This window comes from Streptomyces sp. NPDC018031, from assembly GCF_044327625.1.
In the GTDB taxonomy this organism is placed as follows: domain Bacteria; phylum Actinomycetota; class Actinomycetes; order Streptomycetales; family Streptomycetaceae; genus Streptomyces.
Genome location: NZ_JBIRFT010000001.1, coordinates 263,370 through 283,151, shown reverse-complemented (window position 1 = coordinate 283,151; position 19,782 = coordinate 263,370). Strand labels below are relative to the sequence as shown.

Below are 19,782 nucleotides of genomic sequence, written 5' to 3'. Positions count from 1 at the left end.
GCGCGCCCCGGATCGAAGGGGGTGTGATCCGGTGGCGGATGACGACCGAGCCCGGGTCAAGGGGGTCGCGGAACCGACTATCGCAGACGGGATGCCCCGCTTTCAATGCGGCATTTGGTGACGTAAGCGCATTATTCGGACATTGTGCGCGGCAATCCAAGGTGAGGTGCGCCACCTGCCTCATTAATGGCGGGTAAACAATCGATCCGGCTTATGTTTATATGGTTGCGAAGTCGCGGATGCGTATTCACCCGAGCGTCGCCGCCAGAGGTGCAGACCGGTTGCGCAGTACTTTCTTTGCCTGGAAGTGCTTGGCATGTCCGCGTCGGAAGCCCAGCATGAGGGAGACGCTACGCGCGTCATGTCCCGTTCAACCCAGGAACCGGGAGCCCCCCCATGGAAGCCCACGGCACGACAGCCCGCCAGGCACCGGACCCCCACCCGGACACCGCGGCGACCCCCCGACCCGACCCGACCGCCCGTCCCACCCGTCGCGGTCTGCTGCGCGGCGGCGCCGGCCTCGGCGCGGCCGCCCTCGGCCTCACCGCCGCCCCCGCCGTCGCGGCGGCCGCCACCCGCGGCGGGACCGGCACGGCCGCGACCTATCCGCCCACCCACTGGATCCCGGCCAGTCCCTCCAACTACACCGTCTCCAGCCGGCCGACGTCGTACCCGATCGACTTCGTCGTCGTCCACGTCACCCAGGAGACCTTCCAGGACGCGATGCGCATCTTCCAGAACCCCGCGCGCAGAGTGTCCTCGCACTACATGATCGCCTCGGCCGACGGCTACATCGGCCAGTTCGTGCGGGAGAAGGACATCGCCTGGCACGCCGGGAACTGGAACTACAACACCCGCAGCATCGGCATCGAACACGAGGGGTGGGTGGACCGGCCGGAGTACTTCACCGACGCCATGTACAAGGCGTCCGCCCGGCTCACCGCGGCGATCTGCACCCGCTACCGCATCCCCAGGACCCGGACCCACATCATCGGGCACGTCGAGGTGCCCGGCGCCACCCACACCGACCCCGGCCCGCACTGGGACTGGCCGCGCTACATGTCGCTGGTGAACTCCTACTGACGGGGCAGCACGCCGGGGTCGCTAATCTGTGCTCGTCCGACAAGCACAACGAAGGGGTGGCCCAGGTGACCGACATCGAGACGGCCAGAAAGACGTTCGAGCGCTTCGACGCCAACGGAGACGGGCTGATCTCCGCGGCCGAGTACAAGAGCGTCATGGCGCAGCTGGGGGACCCGTACGTCACGGAGACCGTCGCGCAGGCCGTGATCAACGCTCATGACTCCAACGGCGACGGCCTGCTCAACTTCGACGAGTTCTGGGCGTCCCGCAGCAAGGGCGTCGAGAGCTGACCTCGCCGCCACCGGCGGCCGCGGCCGCCCTGCCGGGCCCGCGTCCGCCGGCCGGTGCCCGGCCCGGCCGCACCGGCCCCCGGCCGGGCACCGGCGCCGCCGGCCGCGGCGAACCGGCGGCCGGCCCTCAGCGCCAGCCGCGCCGCTGCGCGCTCGCCCGGCGCCGCCGGTCGTTGCAGAGCAGACAGCGCCCGTAACCGGGCGGCAGCGGATCCTCCTTGTCCCCGTACAGCGGGTCCACGGCGCCGCGCGGGTGCTCGGCGCACCCGGTCGCGCCGCGTTCGGCGCCCAGAGCGCTCGCCGCCGACAGCGCCCGGCGCAGCGCGTCGGCGAGCTGCTCGGCCTCATGGCCGGTGGGCGCCGCCTCCAGGGAGAACGCGATGTCCGAGGCGGTGCTGAGCGCGCTCTGGAGTTCGCGCAGGTCTGCGTAACTCATGTCCCCGAGCCTAAGCGCAGCCACCGACAGCGGGCCGCGCGTGGGCCGGACCGGCGGCGGCCGCCCGCCCCGGGCCCGCCCGCACGGGGCCGGACCGGGGCGGCCCCGGCGGGCCCGGATCGCTCAGGGGGTGGCCCAGTCGCGGAGCGCCGCCTTGCTGGAGAACGCCGCCACGTCCTTGTCCAGCGGGGTGTCGGTGTACTGGTGGATCCGCCACTTCGCCTTGATCCGCGGCTTGCCCGCCGTCACGTAGTCGGCGATCCACAGACCGTCGCCCGCGTAGGAGGTGGTGTCGTGGTTGAGCCAGAAGTGCCGGTTGCAGTAGAGCAGCACCCGGTGGGTGGGCCGCAGTTCCTTGACCTCGCGCAGGAAGCGGTCCTTCTCGGCGTTGCCCGCCCGGGTGCCGGAGCTGGTGTTCTCCCAGTCCACGGCGAGCAGGTCGCCCTGCCGGGACAGGCACTCCTCGACGAAGTAGCGGGCCTGGGCGGCGATGTTCCCCGGCCACAGGAAGTGGTAGAAGCCCACCACGCACCCGGCCTTGCGGGCCTTCGACGCCTGTGCCGACTGGCGTGGGTTGATGTACGAGCGGCCCTCGGTGGCCTTGATGAAGACGAAGTCCAGGCCGTCGGTGTCGAACGAGGACTGGTGGGAACTGACGTCGATGCCGCGGAGCATGCGATCGCCTCCAACGTTGCGGAGCGGAGGGGGGAGGGGTGCGGGGGGTTTACACACAGCGTGCCCGGATATAGACGGTGTGCAACGTCGCAGTGGTGTGCGGCGGCCCGCCCACCACCGCACGGGTTCCGCGAAGTCTCCGTGGTTCCGGGGTCGTCGGGCCGCCGACGGGCGTACTGTGACGGGTCGCGACCGCTGCCCGCAGCAGGACGGCGGACCCCGCCCGCCCCCGACCGAGGACCGCGATGACTGACTTACCGGAGGCGCTGACCGCGTGCCTGGCCCTGGGCGGCCTCGCGGCCGTGGTGCTGGCGGCGCTGCTGTGGCGCTCCCGGCGGAGCCTCGCCCGGACGCGGTCGGAGCGGGACGCCGCGGCCGCCGACGCCGCACGACTGACCGCCCGGCTGCGGGAGCTGACGGAGGAGACCCGCCACCTGGCCGCCACCCGGCTCCCCGCCCTCGTCGGCCACCTCCGGCACGACCACGTACCGGTGCCCGGCCTGGCCCGCCCCGGGCTGCTGGGCAGCGAGACCGACCGCGACCACCGGGCGGTGCTGGACCTGGTCTCCCGGGCCCTGCTCGCCGAGCGCGAACGGGTGGACGAGGCGGCGCAGGCCGCCGTCCGGGGCACCACCAAGGTCATGCAGGCCAAGAGCTACCAGCTGCAGGACCGGGTCAACGCGATGCAGCACGCCTACGACGACCCCGGCGTCCTCCGCGACACCGTCGGACTCAGCCGCCTCAACGAGCAGATCCTGCGGCGCATCCAGGTCACCGGAGTGGTCTGCGGGGCCACCACCGGGCTCACCCGAGCCGACTCCCACCTCGGTGACGTGGTGGTCGGCGCGCAGTCCCGGATCCTCGGTCCCGAGCGGGTGCGGATCACCAGCCGGCTGACCGACCCCATCGGCGTGGTGGCCCGGGCCGCCGAACCGGTCGCCGTCGTCGTCGCCGAACTGCTCGCCAACGCCGTCCACCACTCGCACGGCACCCTGGAGGTCGACGTCAGCCTCCACCAGAGCGACACCGGCGCGGTCGTGGTCATCGACGACGCCGGGGTCGGCATGCACCCGGAGGAACTGGCGTACGCGGCCCGGATGACCTCCGGGCTGCACCCGGTGCTCATCACCGAGCTGGGCGACCCGCCGCGGGTGGGCTTCGCCGCCATCGGGCGCCTGGTACGGCAGTTCGGCTTCACCGTCTCGGTGGACAAGCCCGCCCCGTACGGCGGGGTGCGGGCCGTGGTGCACATCCCCCGGCGGCTGCTGACCCTGCTGGACGAGACCACCACCCCGATGTCCGTGGCGGCGCCGCTGTCCGGGCGCACCGCGGCCGGGCGGCCCCATCCGCAGGACCCGTCGACGGGCCGGCCCGGGGCACCGGCGCCCGCCGGACCCGCGAGGCCCGGCCGCCCGCAGCCCGCCACCGGCCCCGGCACACCCACCGGCCCCGGCACACCCACCGGCCCGGAGACCGCCACCGGGCTGCCGCGCCGCCGGCGCCGGCCCGGCCGGCCCCCGGCGCCGCACCCGCCCGCCCAGCGGACGGCCGGGCCGGCCGAGGGGGTGCCGCCCCGGCGGCCGGTCCAGGACCGCACCCCCGAGGAGACCGGCGCCGTCTGGAGCTCGTTCCAGCGCGGTACCGCCTCCGGCCGCGCCGCCGCCGGCGCCGGCCGGCCCGGCGCGCAGGGCCCCCAGCTCAACCCGGACGCCCGGGAGCCGGACCACCGGCACCGGCAGCCCGGGCCGCCGGACGGCCGGCCGCCGGAGGAGCCCCGGCCGGCAGAGGACGAACGACCGGAGCACGGGTACCAGGACCGGCAGGAAGGGAACTCCGCCCCATGACGACCGCTCCCCGGCGCACCGCCCGTAACGACACACGGTCCGCCCCCGGCCCGCGGCCGGTCCCCGCCGCCGGGCGGCACCGGGCCGGAGGGCAGGTCCGCGTCCGGGCCGGCACGCCGGGGGAGCGGGCGGCGGACGGCCGGAACCGCGGTGGCGCGGCGCGCTCATGACCCCGCCGCGGGAGAACAGACCCTTCGTGCCGGCGTTCATGGCGCTCGGCGGACACGCCGACCCCGGCCGCAGCGGCCTCGACGCGCTCTCCCTGCTCAGTGCCGCCGTCGACCGGGTGCCGGACGGGCTGGACCCGGCCCGGCACCGCATCCTCCAGCTGCTGTGCGGCGGACCGCTGTCGCTGGCCGAGGTGGCCGGTCACGCGCGGCTGCCGGTCGGCGTGGTCAAGGTGCTGGTGTCGGACCTGGTCGACGCGGGCCGGATCCGGGCCCGGAACCCCATCCCGCGAGCGGAGCAGCTCGACGCGCGGTTACTGGAAAGGGTGCTGAGTGGACTCCGTGCCATCCGAAGCGAGTGACGTCCGGGCCGGGGCCCGGTGGCGGCCGGCACGGCCCGCCGGCCGCGGGTACCGGCGGCCGGCGGGTGGCGGGCCGGCCCGGACACCGGAGCCGGCGCCGTGATCCACCGCCTTCCGCAGCCGGTCCCGCTGTACGGCGAGGAGTTCGCCGCCGACCCGCAGGCGGTGTACGCGCGGCTGCGCCGCTTCGGCCAGGTCGCCCCGGTGGAACTCGTCCCCGGCGTGGGTGCCTACCTGGTGGTCGGCTACCGGGCCGCCTTGGACCTGCTGCACGACCCGGAGACCTGGAGCAAGGACCCGCGCGCCTGGCAGGCCACCGTCCCGCCGGACTGCCCGGTGCTGCCGATGCTGGCGTGGCGGCCCAATCCGCTGTTCAACGACGGACCGGCGCACCTGCGTTACCGGCGTGTCGTCACCGACTCCTTCGGCATGATCGAGCCCCACCGGCTGCGGGCCCGTACGCGGGGCGCCGCGGACCTGCTCATCCGGCGGTTCGCCGCCGCCGGCACCGCCGATCTGGTCGCCGACTACGCGCGTCACCTGCCGCTGGTGCTGTTCAACCAGCTGTTCGGGGTGCCCGAGGAGCACCACGACCGGCTGGTCGCCCCGCTCGCCGGCCTGCTGGAGGCGAGGAGCCCGCAGGAGGCCACCCGCGCCGGCGAGGAGTTCGCCGGGTACGTGGCGGAACTGGTCGCCCTCAAGCAGCGGCGCCGCGGCGACGACCTCACCTCCTGGTTCATCGACCACCCGGCCGGGCTCAGCACCGAGGAGGTGGTGCACCACGTCGCCCTCACGCTGGGCTCCGGCAACGAGCCGATCACCAACCTCATCTCCAACGCGCTGTCCCGGATGCTCAGCGACGACCGGTACTACAGCTCGCTGGCCGGCGGCGCCCTCACCGCCTGGGACGCGGTCCACGACGTGCTGCGCAACGAACCGCCGATCGCCAACTACGGCGCCCACTTCCCGCGCCACGCCGTCGACTTCCACGGGGTCCGCATCGAGGCCGGGGAGCTGGTGCTGATCTCCTACGGCGCGGCCAACACCACCCCGGACGGTCTGCCGCCCGGCCCGCGCTCGGACGGCGGCGCCCATCTCGCCTGGTCCGCCGGGCCGCACGCGTGCCCGGTGAAGAGCCCGGCGCTGCTGATCGCCACCACCGCGATCGAGCACCTCACCAGCCAGCTGTGCGACCTCGAACTCACGGTGCCCCGGGAGCGGTTGCCGTGGCGGCCCGGTCCCTTCCACACTGCTCTGGCGTACCTCCCGGTGAGATTCAGCCCGGTCCATCCCGAACAGGCAGGAGTCACCCCATGGTCAGGCACCCCGAAGACCCGGCGTTAGCCGCCACCCCCGCCGAGCCCGCCGCCGTCCCGTCCGCAGCGGCCGCCACCCCCGCCGAGCCCGCCGCCATGTCGTCCGGTCCCGCCGCCGACGGCCCGGCCGACCCCACCGCCGACGGCCCGGCCGCCGTCCGGCTGGACCCGGCCGGGCGCGACCTCCTCGGCGAGGTGGCCCGGCTGCGCGCCCGGGGGCCCGCCGTCCCGGTCGAACTGCCCGGCGGCGTACGGGTCTGGTCGATCACCGGCCACGCGCTGCTGAAGGAACTGCTCGCCGACCCCCGGGTCTCCCGGGACCCGCGCCGGCACTGGCCCGCCTGGATCGACGGCGGGTACCGCGACACCTGGCTGCTCAACATGCTCGGGCCGGTCAACATGCTCACCTCGCACGGGCCCGATCACCGGCGGCTGCGCAAGCTGATCGCCCCGGCGTTCACCGCCCGGCGCACCGAGGCCATGATCCCCAAGGTGGAGCGGATCACCACCGAGCTGCTCGACGCGCTGGCCGCGACCCCGCCGGGCCGTACGGTCGACCTGCGCGCGACCTTCGCCCACCCGTTGCCGATGGGCGTCATCTGCGAGCTGTTCGGCGTTCCGGAGGGCATGCGCCCGGATCTGGCGCGGCTCACGGACGACATCGTGGACACCACGGTCACCCCGGAGAAGGCCGTCGCCACCGCGGAGGAGATCGGGGCCCTGGTGGCCGAACTGGTGGCGCTCAAACGCCGGCGGCCCGACGAGGACCTCACCAGCATGCTGGTCGCCACCCGGGACGAGGACGGCAGCCGGCTGACCGAGGACGAACTCGTCGACACGCTGCTGCTGGTGCTCGGCGCCGGGCACGAGACCACCGTCAACCTCGTCGGCAACGCCGTGCACGCCCTGCTCACCCATCCCGACCAGCACCAGCTGGTACGCGACGGCCGGGCCGGGTGGAGCGATGTGGTCGAGGAGACGCTGCGCTGGGCGCCCAGCGTCGCCAGCCTCCCGATGCGCTTCGCGGTGGAGGACATCGACATACCCGGCGGGCCGCGCATCGCCCGCGGCGACCCCATCCTGGCGGTGTTCGCCGGGGCGAACCACGACCCCGCCCGGCACGGGGAGCGCGCCGGCGACTTCGACCTGACCCGGCCCGACCGGGAGCACCTGTCCTTCGGCCACGGCGTCCACCACTGCCTGGGTGCCCCGCTCGCCCGCATGGAGGCGGGCATCGCGCTGCCGGCGCTGTTCGCCCGCTTCCCCGGCCTGCGATCGGCCGGGCCCGCCGGTGACCCGCCGCACCTGGAGTCCTTCATGGCCCTCGGCTACCGGTCACTGCCGGTGGATCTTGGCATGCCCGCGACGACGTAACTCGTCACCGTCCGGCTGCGCGGGAAACATCGGCCGGACACCGCGACGTATCGCACCGCACCGAAGCTGGTGGTGGCCACAAGCACGGCACCTCCTGCGAACGGAGCCCAAGGCATGCCTCCGCTCTCCACGTCCGACCCCACGGCGGCCACCACCAGCGCGTACGTCACCTCCATCGCCGGCTCCCAGGAACAGATCCACGCCGCCCAGCGGCTGCGGTACCAGGTCTTCGGACAGGAGATGGGGGCCCGGATCCGTCCGACCGCCGACGGCCGCGACGAGGACGAGTTCGACGAGGTCATGGACCACCTCATCGTCTCGGACACGGCCACCGGGGAAGTGGTCGGCACCTACCGGCTGCTGCCCCCCGGACGCGGTGACCGGCTCTTCTCCGACACCGAGTTCGACCTGCGCGGCCTGCCCGCCCAGGTCCGCTCCCAGATGGTCGAGGCCGGCCGGGCCTGTGTGCACCCCGACCACCGCTCCGGAGCGGTGATCAACCTCATGTGGGCCGGACTCGCCCGCTACGTCCTGCTCTCCGGCCACCGCTACCTGGCCGGCTGCGCCTCCGTGCCGCTGACCGACGGCGGCAGGGCGGCGGCCAACGCCTGGCTGCTGGGCACCACCAAGCACGCCGCCCCGCCCGAGCTGCGGGTGCAGCCCCTCGACCCGTGGGTCCCCGGCCACGACCTGACCGCCGAAGGCGGCTACGCGACCCTGCCGCCGCTGCTCCGCGGCTACCTGCGGATCGGCGCCTGGATGTGCGGGCCGCCGCAGCACGAGCGGGACTTCGGCGACGCCGACTTCTTCGTGCTGCTCGACACCGACCGGCTCAGCGACCGCTACCGGCGCTTCTTCCTGGGCGAAGCCAGGTGAACGCCTGGGCCGCCCGGTCCCCGTGCGACCCGCGCTGCGTCGCCGCCGACGCGGCGCGGGCCCCGGCCCCCCGCGTGCTCCGGCGCACCGCGGCCTTCGGCCGGGTGGTCGCGGGCGCGCTGGCCGCCCCCGGGCGCCTCGGCGACCCGGAGGTGGTGCGGGCCCGCGCGCAGGCGGTGCTGGACGCCCTCGACGTCCGCCTGGAGCACCGCGGCGGCACCCTCGGCGAACCGGGTCCGACCGGCACCCTCGTGGTGGCCAACCACATCTCCTGGCTGGACGTCATCGCGCTGCTCGCCGTCGAGCCGGTCACCATGCTCGCCAAGAACCAGGTCGGCGACTGGCCGCTGGTCGGCCCGCTGGTCAAGCGAGCGGGCACGATGTTCATCGACCGCGACAGCCTCCGGGAACTGCCCGGCACGGTCGCCCGGATCGCCGACCGGCTCCGCGCCGGACGCTCGGTGATGGTCTTCCCGCAGGGCGTCACCTGGTGCTACGGAACCGGCGGACCCTTCCGCCGGGCCGCCTTCCAGGCGGCACTGGACGCCGGGGCGCCGGTCCGCCCGGTCACCCTGGACTACTTCCAGCGGCGCGACCCGACCACGGTGGCCGCCTTCGTCGGCGAGGACGACTTCGCGCGCTCCCTGGGCCGCGTCATCCGCGCCGCCGACCTGCGGGTACGGGTCACCGTCCACCGCGCCCTGCCACCGGCGCCCGGCGACCGGCGGGCGCTGGCCGCCCGGGCCCGCGCCGCGGTGGCCGGCACCCCGGCGCCGCCCGCCCGCGTCCCCGGCATCCGCCGCTCCGCCCCGCCCCCGGTCGGGCTGCGCACCCCCGACCTGTGGACACCGGGCTGACCGGGCCGCACACCACCGGACCCGGCGGTCCCGGTGCGGCCGGATCAGGCCGGGCCGCCGGAGCCGCCGGTGGCCGCCGTCGCGGCGGCGCGCGGAGACGGGCCGCTCAGCACTCGATGACGTTGACCGCGAGGCCGCCGCGCGCCGTCTCCGTGCACGTGACCTGCCGCTGTCAGCTACGCGTCGTCGGGCAGCAGCCGGAATGCCTTGTGGGGCGTGAGCGGGCGCACGGCCCGGAAGTCCCGGCGGTCGAGGGTCAGTACGGCGTCGGTACGGTACTCGGCGGCCAGGGCGACGTTGACCGCGTCGGCGAAGTCCAGGTCGAGACCGGCGTAGCGCTTCTGGACGGCCTGCGCCGCATCGAGGATATCGGTGGTGGTCTGGGGGATCTGGAAGCGCATTCGGCGGACCTGATCGAGGATGAACGCGACGATCGTGGAGCGAGCGGCGGAGCCGAACCGGGCCTTGGCCAGGTGGTCGACCTCCGCGAGGACCAACGGGGAGACGATCACGGTCCCGGCTTCGCGAAGCACGCGCCGGCAGTCGGCGGCCTCGGGAGCCTGCCGGTCCGAGGCGGCGATGATCCCGGAGGTATCGGCAATGACGATCACTGCCTGGAAGCTCCCTCGGCTACCGCCGTGGTGACATCCTCACTGCTCGCCGCTTCTCCGGTGCCCTCGAACGTGGGCCAGTCGAAGGGCTCGTCCCAGACCCTGTTCGCCATGGCCGCGAGGTGGATCCCCTCACGGATGATCTCAGCCTCCGGGATGCCGCGCCTTTGGGCGGCCTCCTTGATGAGGGCGAGATCTTCGGGGTCCGCGTAGACGTTCGTCCTCTTCATCGACATGTACCAACGCTAACACCTGTACCGCGTGCCCTGCTGCCGGGGAACCTCCAGGGGCTCTCAGGTCCGTCCCACTTCCCGCTGAGTGAGCGGGGAAGGCCCTGACCGCGCTGAAAGAGGAAAACGCTGGTCAGGACCTAGATCCTCAGCACTCGATGACGTTGACCGCGAGGCCGCCGCGCGCCGTCTCCTTGTACTTGACCTTCATGTCGGCGCCGGTCTCCTTCATGGTCTTGATGACCTTGTCGAGGGAGACGTGGTGGCGGCCGTCGCCGCGCAGCGCCATGCGGGCGGCGGTGACCGCCTTGACCGCGGCCATGCCGTTCCGCTCGATGCACGGGATCTGCACCAGGCCGCCGACCGGGTCGCAGGTCAGACCCAGGTTGTGCTCCATGCCGATCTCCGCGGCGTTCTCCACCTGCTCGGTGGAGCCGCCGAGCACCTCGGCCAGCCCGCCGGCGGCCATCGAGCAGGCCGAGCCGACCTCGCCCTGGCAGCCGACCTCGGCGCCGGAGATGGAGGCGTTCTCCTTGAACAGCATGCCGATGGCGCCGGCGGCCAGCAGGAAGCGCACCACGCCGTCCTCGTCGGCGCCGGGCACGAAGTTCAGGTAGTAGTGCAGGACGGCCGGGATGATGCCGGCCGCGCCGTTGGTCGGGGCGGTCACGACCCGGCCGCCGGCGGCGTTCTCCTCGTTGACCGCCATCGCGTAGAGGGTGACCCACTCCATGGCGTGGGCCGTCTGGTCGCCCTCGGCGCGCAGCTGCCGGGCGGACTGGGCGGCACGGCGGCGGACCTTCAGGCCGCCGGGCAGGATGCCCTCCCGGGACATGCCCCGGGACACGCACGCCTGCATCACGCGCCAGATCTCCAGCAGCCCTTCCCGGATCTCCTCCTCGGTGCGCCAGGCCTTCTCGTTCTCCAGCATCAGCGAGGAGATCGACAGGCCGGTCTCCTGGCACAGCCGCAGCAGCTCGTCGCCGGTCCGGAACGGGTAGCGCAGCACGGTGTCGTCGAGCTTGATGCGGTCCTCGCCGACCGCGTCCTCGTCGACGACGAAGCCGCCGCCGACCGAGTAGTAGGTCTTCTCCAGCAGCGGCAGGCCCTCGGCGTCGTAGGCGAAGAGCGTCATGCCGTTGGCGTGGTAGGGCAGCGAGCGGCGGCGGTGCAGGACCAGCTCGGTCGGCTCGTCGAAGTCGATCTCGTGGGCGCCGCCGATCTCGGCGCCGAGCAGGCGCAGCCGCCGGGTCGTGCGGATCCGCTCCACCTCGTCGTCGGCGGTCTCCACGTCCACCGTACGCGGGGAGTGCCCCTCCAGGCCCAGCAGCACCGCCTTGGGGGTGCCGTGCCCGTGACCGGTGGCGCCGAGTGAGCCGAACAGCTCCGCGCGCACCGAGACGGTCTGCGCGAGGAGGCCGTCCTTCTTGAGCCGGCTGACGAACATGCGTGCCGCGCGCATCGGGCCGACCGTGTGCGAACTGGACGGGCCTATGCCGATCGAGAAGAGATCGAAGACGGAGATGGCCACGGTGGCGGACCCCTTTGTCTGCTGGGTGGTCGGTGTGGTGCCTGGGGTGCCCGCCGCGGGGGGTGTGCGGTGGGCACCGGGGCACCGCACACACGTACCAGTGTGCGCGGTGCCCGGTGTCGAACGCTGCCGTGCCGCGGTTACAGGCCGGGGTACAGCGGGTGCTTCTGCGCGAGCGCGGCGACGCGGGCCTTGAGCGGCTCGGTGTCGTGCGTCGGCTTCAGCGCCTCGGCGATGATGTCCGCGACCTCGGTGAAGTCCTCGGTGGTGAAGCCGCGGGTGGCCAGGGCCGGGGTGCCGATCCGCAGACCCGAGGTGACCATCGGCGGCCGCGGGTCGTTCGGGATCGCGTTCCGGTTGACCGTGATGCCGATCTCGTGGAGCCGGTCCTCGGCCTGCTGACCGTCGAGCTCGGAGTTGCGCAGGTCCACCAGGACCAGGTGCACGTCCGTGCCGCCGGACAGTACCGCCACGCCCGCCTCGGCGACGTCCGGCCGGGTCAGGCGCTCGGCGAGGATCCGGGCGCCGTCCAGGGTGCGCTGCTGGCGCTCCTTGAACTCCTCGGTCGCGGCGACCTTGAAGGACACTGCCTTGGCGGCGATCACGTGCTCCAGCGGGCCGCCCTGCTGACCGGGGAAGACCGAGGAGTTGATCTTCTTGGCGAGCTCGGCGGTGGACAGGATCACGCCACCGCGCGGACCGCCGAGGGTCTTGTGGGTGGTGGTGGTCACGACGTGGGCGTGCGGCACCGGGTTGGGGTGCAGCCCGGCGGCGACCAGACCGGCGAAGTGCGCCATGTCGACCATCAGGTAGGCGCCGACCTCGTCCGCGATGCGGCGGAAGGCGGCGAAGTCCAGCTGGCGGGGGTAGGCCGACCAGCCGGCGATGATCAGCTTCGGCTTGGACTCCTTGGCCAGGCGCTCGACCTCGGCCATGTCGACCAGACCGGTCTCCACGTCGACGTGGTAGGGGACCACGTTGTAGAGCTTGCCGGAGAAGTTGATCTTCATGCCGTGGGTGAGGTGCCCGCCGTGGGCGAGGTTCAGACCCAGGATGGTGTCGCCGGGGGAGAGCAGGGCGAACATCGCGGCGGCGTTGGCCTGGGCGCCGGAGTGCGGCTGGACGTTGGCCGCCTCGGCGCCGAACAGCGCCTTGATCCGGTCGATGGCGATCCGCTCGACGACGTCGACGTGCTCGCAGCCGCCGTAGTAGCGGCGGCCGGGGTAGCCCTCGGCGTACTTGTTGGTGAGGACCGAGCCCTGGGCCTCCATGACCGCGACCGGAGCGAAGTTCTCCGAGGCGATCATCTCCAGGGTGGACTGCTGTCGGGAGAGCTCGGCGTCGACGGCGGCGGCGACGTCCGGGTCGAGCTCGTGCAGGGAGCTGTTGAGAAGCGACATCGGGTTCCCGTTCGGATGAGGGGCGAGGGCGGATCAGCTGCCGGAGAACTCGGCGTACTCGTCGGCGGAGAGCAGGTCCTCCGGCTCCTCCGTCAGCTTCACCTTGAACAGCCAGCCGCCCTCGAAGGGGGCGGAGTTCACCAGCGCCGGGTCGCTCACCACGTCCTCGTTGATCTCGGTGATCTCACCGGAGACCGGGGAGTACAGATCGCTGACCGACTTGGTGGACTCCAGCTCGCCACAGGTCTCCCCGGCGCTCACGGTGGAGCCGACCTCGGGGAGCTGCACGTAGACCACGTCGCCGAGCGCGCCTGCCGCGTGCTCGGTGATGCCGACCGTCGACACGCCGTCCTCGGCGGGCGACAGCCACTCGTGCTCCTTGCTGTAGCGGAACTGCTGGGGGTTGCTCATGTCGTGATTCTCCTGGATACGAGGGTGTGGTTATGCCATCGGTCTTGACAGGTGGGACGGGAGCGCCGAATGTGACGCAGCCGTCAGCGCGGCGGCCGGACCGCCGCCACCGGTGCCGGACCGGACCGGCGGGGACACCCGCGGCCGGTGGCTCCCGGCGGCGTCACCGGTGGGTCAGCGCTGCCGCTTGTAGAAGGGCAGCGCGACCACCTGGTACGGCTCGTGCGCACCGCGGATGTCCACCGCGACGCCTTCGGTGCCGGGCTCGGCGTACGCCGCGTCCACGTACGCGATGGCGATCGGCTTGCCCAGGGTCGGCGACGGCGCGCCGGAGGTCACCTCGCCGATGACCGAGCCGTCGGCGGCCACCACCGGGAATCCGGCGCGCGGCACCCGGCGTCCCTCGGCGATCAGGCCGACCAGCTTCCGCGGCGGGGTGGCCGCCGCCCGCTCGGCCGCGGCCCGGAGCGCCGCGCGCCCCACGAAGTCGCCGTCGTTCGTCGTCTTGTCGAACTTCACCACCCGGCCCAGGCCGGCGTCGAACGGCGTGGTCGCGGTGGTCAGCTCGTGTCCGTACAGCGGCATGCCGGCCTCCAGGCGGAGGGTGTCCCGGCAGGACAGCCCGCACGGCACCAGGCCGGTCCGCTCGCCGTCCGGGCCGGCGGCGTCCGCGGCCACCTCCGCGCCGGCCTCGGTGAGCGCCTGCCACAGCTTCTCGGCGTCCGCCGGGGCCACGAACAGCTCGAAGCCGTCCTCCCCGGTGTAACCGGTACGGGCGATCAGCGCGGGCACCCCGGCGACGGTGCCGGGCAGTCCGGCGTAGTACTTCAGCCCGTCCAGGTCGGCGTCGGTCACACGCTTCAGGATGCGCGGGGAGTCCGGCCCCTGCACGGCGAGCAGGGCGTACGCGTCACGGTCGTCGCGGACCTCGGTGTCGAACCCGGCCGCGCGCTCGGTCAGCGCGTCCAGCACCACCTGGGCGTTGGAGGCGTTGGCCACCACCATGAACTCCTGGTCGGCGAGCCGGTAGACGATCAGGTCGTCCAGGATGCCGCCCTCGGGCTCGCAGATCATGGTGTAGCGGGCCCGGCCGACGGCGAGTGCCGCGATGTTGCCGACCAGCGCGTAGTCCAGGGCCTGGCCGGCCTGCGGGCCGGTGAGGGTGATCTCACCCATGTGGGAGAGGTCGAAGAGGCCGGCCCGGGTGCGGACCGCGACGTGCTCCTCCCGCTCACTGCCGTACCGCAGCGGCATGTCCCAGCCGGCGAAGTCGGTCATGGTGGCCCCGAGGGAACGGTGCAGCGCGTCGAGCGCGGTGTGGCGCGAGGCGCCGCCGCCGTCGGCGGGGCGTGGGGCGTCTGTCATGTACATAGCTCCAGGCGAGGCGAAGGGGTGTCGTTCTCCCCATCTGTCATCGGAACCTGAGAGCTTCACCGTGACCCCGGCGGGTCCGGCTTGCACCTTCGGCGGAGCCGCCGGAGCGGCTCACTTTTCAGATCTGCCTCGCCCGCGCGGTATTCGGGGCCTGAGAGATTCAAGGGAGGACTTGCTCCTTCGGCGCCCCGGTGCCCGGCAGGGTGTGCCGGACCGGGGACTCTCCCGCGCGGGTTCAAGCGGCCGGTATGCAGTTGCGGGCACATCATTGCACGTGCCCGCCATAACGGAACCCCCGGACCGGCGTGGATTCACCTTGAATGTCATTACCTTTTCTTGACACTCTTCGGGTAGGCCGCAGTGACCGACCCAGGAGGACGATCACGGTGCAGGGGCAGTGCGGAAGCGCGGGAGTGGCGGCGGACGGTACCGCCCTGCCGCGGCAGCAGGCCGAGCGGGCGGTGGCGTCGATCGTCCCCGGACGCGCCCGGGCGGTGCGGGACCTGCGCGGCGGCGCCCCGTCGGGGCGGGAACCGCGCGGGCGGCCCGCGGCGCCCGGGGCCGCGTCCCCGGCGGCGCCCCGGGCCGGTGCGCCGGTGCGGGCCCTGCCGGTGGTGGCGGCCCCCGCGGCCGGCCGGCTGATCGCCGCCGGGCCCCGCACCGGGCCCCGGCCCGGCACCGGCCGCGCGGCCGGTGCCGGGCGGGAACGTGAGCTGCGCTACCCCGTGGGGGACGTGGTGGTGGTCTCCGGGCTGCCCGGGAGCGGCAAGAGCACCCTGATGAGACGCGCCGTCGCCGGCCTCGACCGGCAGGGCGGACCGGTGCGGCGGGTGGACTCCCACGACACCCGGGAGCGCTGGGAGGCCGCGCTGCCCGGCTGGCTGCCCTACGCCCTGTACCGCCCGCTGGCCCGGCTGGCCCACTACGCCGGACTGCGCCGCGCGCTGCGGTCCGGCGCCGGGCTGGTGGTGCACGACTGCGGCACCCTGGCCTGGGTGCGGCACTGGCTGGCCCGGCACGCCCGGCGCCGCGACCGGGCGCTCCACATGGTCCTGCTGGACGTGTCGCCCGCGGTCGCCCGGGACGGCCAGGCCGCCCGCGGGCGTGGGGTCTCCGGGTACGCCTTCCGGCGTCACCGGCGCGCGGTGAGCCGGCTGGTGGCGGACGCCGAGCGGGGGCGGCTGCCGCGCGGCTGCGCCTCGGTGGTGCTGCTGGACCGCCCGGCCGCGGACCGACTGCGCGCCATCGGCTTCGAGTGACCCCGCGGGCCCCGGGCCCGCCCGCCCCCGGCCCGCCCGCCGCGGGCCCGCCCGCCCCCGGCCCGCCCGCCGCGGGCCCGCCCCTTCCGGGGCCGGGGGCGCGTCCCTGTCCCTGTCACCGCCCCCGTCCGGCCGGCCCCGGCCCAGACTGCGGACTTCGCCCTGGACTGCCGGCCCCCGGGCCCCGGCCCGGGCTGCGCTCCGGCCCCCGGAGACCGGCCCGTCCCCCAGGCCGCGGACCCCGGCTCCGGGCCGCGACCCCGCCTCCCCTGCGTCCCCGCCCCAGGCCGCGGGCTCCGTTCCCGGGACCGCGGACTCCGTTCCCCGGGCTGCGGCCCCCGGCTCCGGCCCGCCCCCCCCGGGCTGCGGGCCTCGCCCCGGGCCGCGGACTCCCCCTGCCTGCGGCCCCGGCCGGTCCGGGCCGCCGGGGCCGCCGGTCCGGATCGCGGGCTGCCCGCCGCCCGGACGGCGACAGCCGTTAGGGTTTCCGTGCAGCCCTGACGAGACGGCGGATGGACGAGATGAGCATCCAGAGCGACGGCCCCACGCCGCTGCACGGCGTTTCCCCGGACCCCGCGCCCGGCGCCTTCCCCGGTGCCCCCGGCGCCTTCCCGGCGAACGAGCTCGAAGAGGTGCTGGCCGCGTCGCTGGACGTGCCGGGGGCGGGCGCCCGCATCGTCGAGGTGCTCGGCCGCAGCCCGGTGTGGATCCCGCTGCCCAAGGGCGGCGGCCCGGACAGCCCGGACCTGGACCTGCCGACGGTGGAGATCGACGGCGCCGGGTACGTACCGGTGTTCAGCTCCGAGCAGCAGTTCCGCCAGGTCGTGGGGGACCACATGGCGTTCGCCGTGGCCCCGGCGGTGGAGTTCGCCCGGGGCCTGCCGCCGCAGCTGGGGATCGCGCTGAACCCCGGCGGCGCGGTCGGCGCGCCGCTGCCGCCGCCCGCGGTGGCGCAGCTGTGCCGGGCCGGGACGCCCGCGGGCGGCGCGCCGGAGCAGCTCGGGGCGCCGGTCGTCTCCGGCGGCCGGGTCCGGCTGTTCCAGCCCGACTGGCAGGAGGAGCCGGTCGACTTCCTGGCCGCGGCGGGCCTGGAGCTGGCGAAGGTGCCCGGGGTGCGCAGCGCCCGCCGGGCGCTGGCCAGCGTGGAGGGCGACCCGCCGGCCCTCTTCGTCGGTGTCCAGCTCGACGAACCCACCCCGGAGAGCCAGGCGGTGGTGCTGGACGCGCTCGGCCGGGCGATGGGCGCGGTCCAGGTGCCCTGGCCGGTGCAGCTGGTGCTGCTGGACGTCGCGCAGGACCCGGTCGGCGAATGGATCCTGACCCGGGTGCGCCCGTTCTACGACCGTGATCTCTGACCGAGCCGAGGGTCGTCCGTGCGGACTCGTAAGCTGGTTGGATGACCGGAGGGGATGCGCGGGCGCGCCCCGGTGCCATGCCGTCAAGGCCGACAGAGCCGTGAAGGCCGAGAGAAGGGGCGGAGCCAGGTGAGCGCTGGCGCGGATTGGAGGGCCGAGCGCAGCGACTCGTCACCGGGCGCCGGCCAGGTGGAGCAGACGCTGCGGCAGGTCGCCCCCGGCCGGTACGACGCCTACGAGGCGCTGCTGCACGCGCTCGCCGACGGCCAGGTCTGGATGCTGCTGTGGCACGGTTCGCCCGGTTCGCCCGACGCCCAGTACGGCAACATGGAGATCGACGGCCTCGGTTACGCGCCGTGTGTCACCTCGCCCCAGGAGCTGACGGCGAGCGGCTGGACCCGCGCCCACGAGGTGGTCGGCGGCCGCCAGGTGGCCGGCGCCCTGTTCCCCGACCGCTGGGGACTGTGGCTCAACCCGCACGCCCCCGGCGGCGGCGTGGGCATTCCCTGGCTGGACCTGCGGCGCATCGCGTGCGGGCTGGACCGGCTGCCCGCCGGTCCGCTGCGGATCAGCGATCCCACCATCGAACTGCCCCAGTTCTACGGACTGCTGGGGCAGAACGCCCACCGTACGCCCGTTGTGCGGGCTTTGCGCCGGGCTTGGGTGCAACCCGCCATCGGCGCCCCTTATCTGGCCATCGGGCTGGATCTGTACGACACCGGCCCCGCGGCGGTGGAGTCGGTGCGGGTGATGATGCATCAGTCCGTCGGCGTGGTGCCGGACGGACTGCCGGTCTCCACCGTGTCGATGGCCGACGAGTACGACCCGGTGGCCATGTGGATGCGCGCCAACGCGCGTCCGTTCTTCGATCGCGACGCCTATGGCGCCGCCGCCGCGCCCTCTCACGGTTACGGCTATCCCCCGCCGCCGCAACCCTTCTGACCTGCCGTCCGATCTTCCGGACGGTGATCCGGCGGCCGGCGGCCGACAGGTTACCGACGCGTTCACGCGACACGGCTGTTCGTATAACGGAACCCGACTACCCACATCACGGTTGCGCATCCTTTGGCCAGGAGGGCTGGCGGGTGATCGCCGGCACATTGAAGACTCCCGCTCCAAGGGAGGCGTCGTGGCTGCGTACGACCCCCTCGATCAGCTTTCCGCACGACGAGCACGACGCGCACCAGTGATGTGAACCAGGCCGCTACCGCGGCGGGTCGTGGGCCGGTCACCGCCGGCCGAGAGGGGTCCCAGGGCATGACGGCACCACTGCATGACACGAGTGCGGCCGAGACCGCGGCCGTCGATGTCGCCGCGGGGGAACCGGCCAAGAAGATCGCCGGACGCACCCCGGCGCAGATCGCCTGGAACAGGCTGAAGCGGGACAAGGTCGCGCTGGCCGGCGGCTGCGTGGTGGTGTTCCTGGTCCTGGTGGCCATCTTCGCCCCGCTCATCGTCAAGGCGTTCGGGCACCCGCCGAACGAGTTCCACGACGGACCGGAGCACATCGACGCCCTCCTCGGCGGCAAGCCGATCGGGGAGTGGGGCGGCATGAGCAAGGACTTCCTGTTCGGCCTGGAGCCGGTCAACGGCCGCGACGTGTTCAGCCGGGTGGTCTACGGCACCCGCATCTCGCTGATCGTCGCCTTCGCCTCCGCCATCTTCGCGGTGCTCCTCGGCACCATCTTCGGCGTCATCGCCGGCTACTTCGGCGGCATCGTCGACACCGTCATCAGCCGCACCATGGACCTGCTGCTCGCCTTCCCGCAGCTGCTGTTCATCCTCGCGCTCGTCTCGGTGGTGCCCAACGAGATGTGGGGCCTGGAGGGAACCGGCGTCCGGATGGGCGTGCTGATCGTGGTGATCGGCTTCTTCGGCTGGCCGTACGTGGGCCGGATCGTCCGCGGCCAGACCCTCTCGCTGCGCGAGCGCGAGTACGTGGAGGCGGCGCGCAGCCTCGGCGCGGGCAACCGCTACATCCTCTTCAAGGAACTGCTGCCCAACCTGATCGCGCCGATCACCGTCTACATGACGCTGATGATCCCGACGAACATCCTCACCGAGGCGGCGCTGAGCTTCCTGGGCGCGGGCGTCAAGCCGCCGACCGCCTCCTGGGGCCAGATGCTGTCCGACGCCGTGCGCACCTACAACATCGCACCGACCTTCATGATCTTCCCCGGCCTGGCCATCTTCGTGACCGTGCTGGCCTTCAACCTCTTCGGCGACGGCGTGCGGGACGCGCTGGACCCCAAGGGGAACCGCTGATGTCCTCACGCCGCGCGCCGTCCGCCGGCACCCGCACGACCGGCACGACCCGATGAGCCCAACGCC

General features: G+C 73.7%; 20 protein-coding genes and 1 riboswitch. Of the genes, 12 read left to right on the top strand and 8 right to left on the bottom strand.

Translation table 11 applies throughout. The annotated features are described in order from the left end of the window. Positions 1–396 precede the first annotated feature (396 nt). Positions 397–1,083, top strand: a complete 687-nt coding sequence (locus ACH4B3_RS01165) for an N-acetylmuramoyl-L-alanine amidase (RefSeq protein WP_398460615.1) — start codon at positions 397–399, stop codon at positions 1,081–1,083. A 65-nt stretch (positions 1,084–1,148) separates the two neighbouring features. Then, positions 1,149–1,373 carry an EF-hand domain-containing protein gene (locus ACH4B3_RS01160; RefSeq protein WP_398460614.1) on the top strand — a complete coding sequence of 75 codons (225 nt, stop codon included), beginning with the start codon at positions 1,149–1,151 and terminating at the stop codon, positions 1,371–1,373. A 127-nt stretch (positions 1,374–1,500) separates the two neighbouring features. Here ACH4B3_RS01160 and ACH4B3_RS01155 read toward each other — a convergent pair whose 3' ends face one another. Further along, positions 1,501–1,809, bottom strand: a complete 309-nt coding sequence (locus ACH4B3_RS01155) for a hypothetical protein (RefSeq protein WP_398460613.1) — start codon at positions 1,807–1,809, stop codon at positions 1,501–1,503. A gap of 123 nt (positions 1,810–1,932) precedes the next feature. Beyond that, positions 1,933–2,484: a glycoside hydrolase family 25 protein gene (locus ACH4B3_RS01150; protein ID WP_398460612.1), complete on the bottom strand. Its 552-nt coding sequence runs from the start codon at positions 2,482–2,484 to the stop codon at positions 1,933–1,935. Between the two features lie 245 nt (positions 2,485–2,729). Between ACH4B3_RS01150 and ACH4B3_RS01145 the strand changes: the two genes are divergently transcribed. The 6 genes from ACH4B3_RS01145 (at position 2,730) to ACH4B3_RS01120 (ending at position 9,280) form a co-directional block, all read left to right on the top strand. Continuing rightward, on the top strand, positions 2,730–4,328 hold the full coding sequence (locus ACH4B3_RS01145; protein WP_398460611.1) for an ATP-binding protein: 1,599 nt from the start codon (positions 2,730–2,732) through the stop codon (positions 4,326–4,328). A gap of 166 nt (positions 4,329–4,494) precedes the next feature. Continuing rightward, positions 4,495–4,857, top strand: a complete 363-nt coding sequence (locus ACH4B3_RS01140) for a DUF742 domain-containing protein (protein WP_398460610.1) — start codon at positions 4,495–4,497, stop codon at positions 4,855–4,857. 99 nt (positions 4,858–4,956) lie between these two features. Continuing rightward, a complete protein-coding gene (locus tag ACH4B3_RS01135) occupies positions 4,957–6,201 on the top strand; it encodes a cytochrome P450 (protein WP_398460609.1) in 1,245 nt (414 codons plus the stop codon). Continuing rightward, complete coding sequence (locus ACH4B3_RS01130) at positions 6,171–7,547, top strand: cytochrome P450 (RefSeq protein WP_398460608.1); 1,377 nt, start codon at positions 6,171–6,173, stop codon at positions 7,545–7,547. Before ACH4B3_RS01135 ends, ACH4B3_RS01130 begins: the two co-directional genes overlap by 31 nt. Before the next feature lie 114 nt (positions 7,548–7,661). After that, positions 7,662–8,423, top strand: a complete 762-nt coding sequence (locus ACH4B3_RS01125; RefSeq protein WP_398460607.1) for a GNAT family N-acetyltransferase — start codon at positions 7,662–7,664, stop codon at positions 8,421–8,423. Further along, a complete protein-coding gene (locus ACH4B3_RS01120; RefSeq protein ID WP_398460606.1) occupies positions 8,420–9,280 on the top strand; it encodes a lysophospholipid acyltransferase family protein in 861 nt (286 codons plus the stop codon). Before ACH4B3_RS01125 ends, ACH4B3_RS01120 begins: the two co-directional genes overlap by 4 nt. A 176-nt stretch (positions 9,281–9,456) precedes the next feature. Here the strand turns inward: ACH4B3_RS01120 and ACH4B3_RS01115 are convergent, their stop codons facing one another. The 6 genes from ACH4B3_RS01115 to gcvT all read right to left on the bottom strand — a co-directional run bounded on the left by ACH4B3_RS01115 (position 9,457) and on the right by gcvT (position 14,828). Next, on the bottom strand, positions 9,457–9,891 hold the full coding sequence (locus ACH4B3_RS01115; RefSeq protein ID WP_398460605.1) for a type II toxin-antitoxin system VapC family toxin: 435 nt from the start codon (positions 9,889–9,891) through the stop codon (positions 9,457–9,459). Then, complete coding sequence (locus tag ACH4B3_RS01110) at positions 9,888–10,127, bottom strand: CopG family transcriptional regulator (protein ID WP_398460604.1); 240 nt, start codon at positions 10,125–10,127, stop codon at positions 9,888–9,890. The genes ACH4B3_RS01115 and ACH4B3_RS01110 overlap by 4 nt, the downstream gene beginning before the upstream one ends. Positions 10,128–10,269: 142 nt before the next feature. Continuing rightward, positions 10,270–11,652, bottom strand: coding sequence for an L-serine ammonia-lyase (locus ACH4B3_RS01105; protein WP_398460603.1), 1,383 nt, complete (start codon positions 11,650–11,652; stop codon positions 10,270–10,272). Positions 11,653–11,792: 140 nt separating this feature from the next. Beyond that, entirely contained in the window at positions 11,793–13,052 is a 1,260-nt protein-coding gene (glyA, locus tag ACH4B3_RS01100) for a serine hydroxymethyltransferase (protein WP_398460602.1), read from the bottom strand. A gap of 33 nt (positions 13,053–13,085) precedes the next feature. After that, complete coding sequence (gcvH, locus tag ACH4B3_RS01095) at positions 13,086–13,463, bottom strand: glycine cleavage system protein GcvH (RefSeq protein ID WP_398460601.1); 378 nt, start codon at positions 13,461–13,463, stop codon at positions 13,086–13,088. A 174-nt stretch (positions 13,464–13,637) separates the two neighbouring features. Then, positions 13,638–14,828: a glycine cleavage system aminomethyltransferase GcvT gene (gene gcvT, locus ACH4B3_RS01090; protein ID WP_398460600.1), complete on the bottom strand. Its 1,191-nt coding sequence runs from the start codon at positions 14,826–14,828 to the stop codon at positions 13,638–13,640. A gap of 137 nt (positions 14,829–14,965) precedes the next feature. Beyond that, a riboswitch (glycine riboswitch) is annotated at positions 14,966–15,075 on the bottom strand. A gap of 265 nt (positions 15,076–15,340) precedes the next feature. On the opposite strand from gcvT, the gene ACH4B3_RS01085 reads away from it, so the two are divergent. From ACH4B3_RS01085 to ACH4B3_RS01070, 4 genes are all read left to right on the top strand, one after another. Beyond that, positions 15,341–16,096: an AAA family ATPase gene (locus ACH4B3_RS01085; RefSeq protein WP_398461541.1), complete on the top strand. Its 756-nt coding sequence runs from the start codon at positions 15,341–15,343 to the stop codon at positions 16,094–16,096. Positions 16,097–16,617: 521 nt separating this feature from the next. Continuing rightward, on the top strand, positions 16,618–17,451 hold the full coding sequence (locus tag ACH4B3_RS01080) for an enhanced serine sensitivity protein SseB (protein ID WP_398460599.1): 834 nt from the start codon (positions 16,618–16,620) through the stop codon (positions 17,449–17,451). A gap of 129 nt (positions 17,452–17,580) precedes the next feature. After that, entirely contained in the window at positions 17,581–18,393 is an 813-nt protein-coding gene (locus ACH4B3_RS01075; protein ID WP_398460598.1) for an enhanced serine sensitivity protein SseB C-terminal domain-containing protein, read from the top strand. Between the two features lie 315 nt (positions 18,394–18,708). Next, positions 18,709–19,716: an ABC transporter permease gene (locus ACH4B3_RS01070; protein WP_398460597.1), complete on the top strand. Its 1,008-nt coding sequence runs from the start codon at positions 18,709–18,711 to the stop codon at positions 19,714–19,716. Positions 19,717–19,782: the final 66 nt, after the last annotated feature.

What these genes read in the sequence shown, in the direction of transcription:
- gcvT (WP_398460600.1), bottom strand. Translation starts at nt 14,828, where the DNA reads ATGACAGACGCCCCACGCCCCGCCGACGGCGGCGGCGCCTCGCGCCAC.
- ACH4B3_RS01165 (WP_398460615.1), top strand. Translation starts at nt 397, where the DNA reads ATGGAAGCCCACGGCACGACAGCCCGCCAGGCACCGGACCCCCACCCG.
- ACH4B3_RS01140 (WP_398460610.1), top strand. Translation starts at nt 4,495, where the DNA reads ATGACCCCGCCGCGGGAGAACAGACCCTTCGTGCCGGCGTTCATGGCG.
- ACH4B3_RS01080 (WP_398460599.1), top strand. Translation starts at nt 16,618, where the DNA reads ATGAGCATCCAGAGCGACGGCCCCACGCCGCTGCACGGCGTTTCCCCG.
- ACH4B3_RS01150 (WP_398460612.1), bottom strand. Translation starts at nt 2,484, where the DNA reads ATGCTCCGCGGCATCGACGTCAGTTCCCACCAGTCCTCGTTCGACACC.
- ACH4B3_RS01125 (WP_398460607.1), top strand. Translation starts at nt 7,662, where the DNA reads ATGCCTCCGCTCTCCACGTCCGACCCCACGGCGGCCACCACCAGCGCG.
- ACH4B3_RS01145 (WP_398460611.1), top strand. Translation starts at nt 2,730, where the DNA reads ATGACTGACTTACCGGAGGCGCTGACCGCGTGCCTGGCCCTGGGCGGC.
- ACH4B3_RS01110 (WP_398460604.1), bottom strand. Translation starts at nt 10,127, where the DNA reads ATGTCGATGAAGAGGACGAACGTCTACGCGGACCCCGAAGATCTCGCC.
- ACH4B3_RS01155 (WP_398460613.1), bottom strand. Translation starts at nt 1,809, where the DNA reads ATGAGTTACGCAGACCTGCGCGAACTCCAGAGCGCGCTCAGCACCGCC.
- glyA (WP_398460602.1), bottom strand. Translation starts at nt 13,052, where the DNA reads ATGTCGCTTCTCAACAGCTCCCTGCACGAGCTCGACCCGGACGTCGCC.
- gcvH (WP_398460601.1), bottom strand. Translation starts at nt 13,463, where the DNA reads ATGAGCAACCCCCAGCAGTTCCGCTACAGCAAGGAGCACGAGTGGCTG.
- ACH4B3_RS01130 (WP_398460608.1), top strand. Translation starts at nt 6,171, where the DNA reads ATGGTCAGGCACCCCGAAGACCCGGCGTTAGCCGCCACCCCCGCCGAG.
- ACH4B3_RS01070 (WP_398460597.1), top strand. Translation starts at nt 18,709, where the DNA reads ATGACGGCACCACTGCATGACACGAGTGCGGCCGAGACCGCGGCCGTC.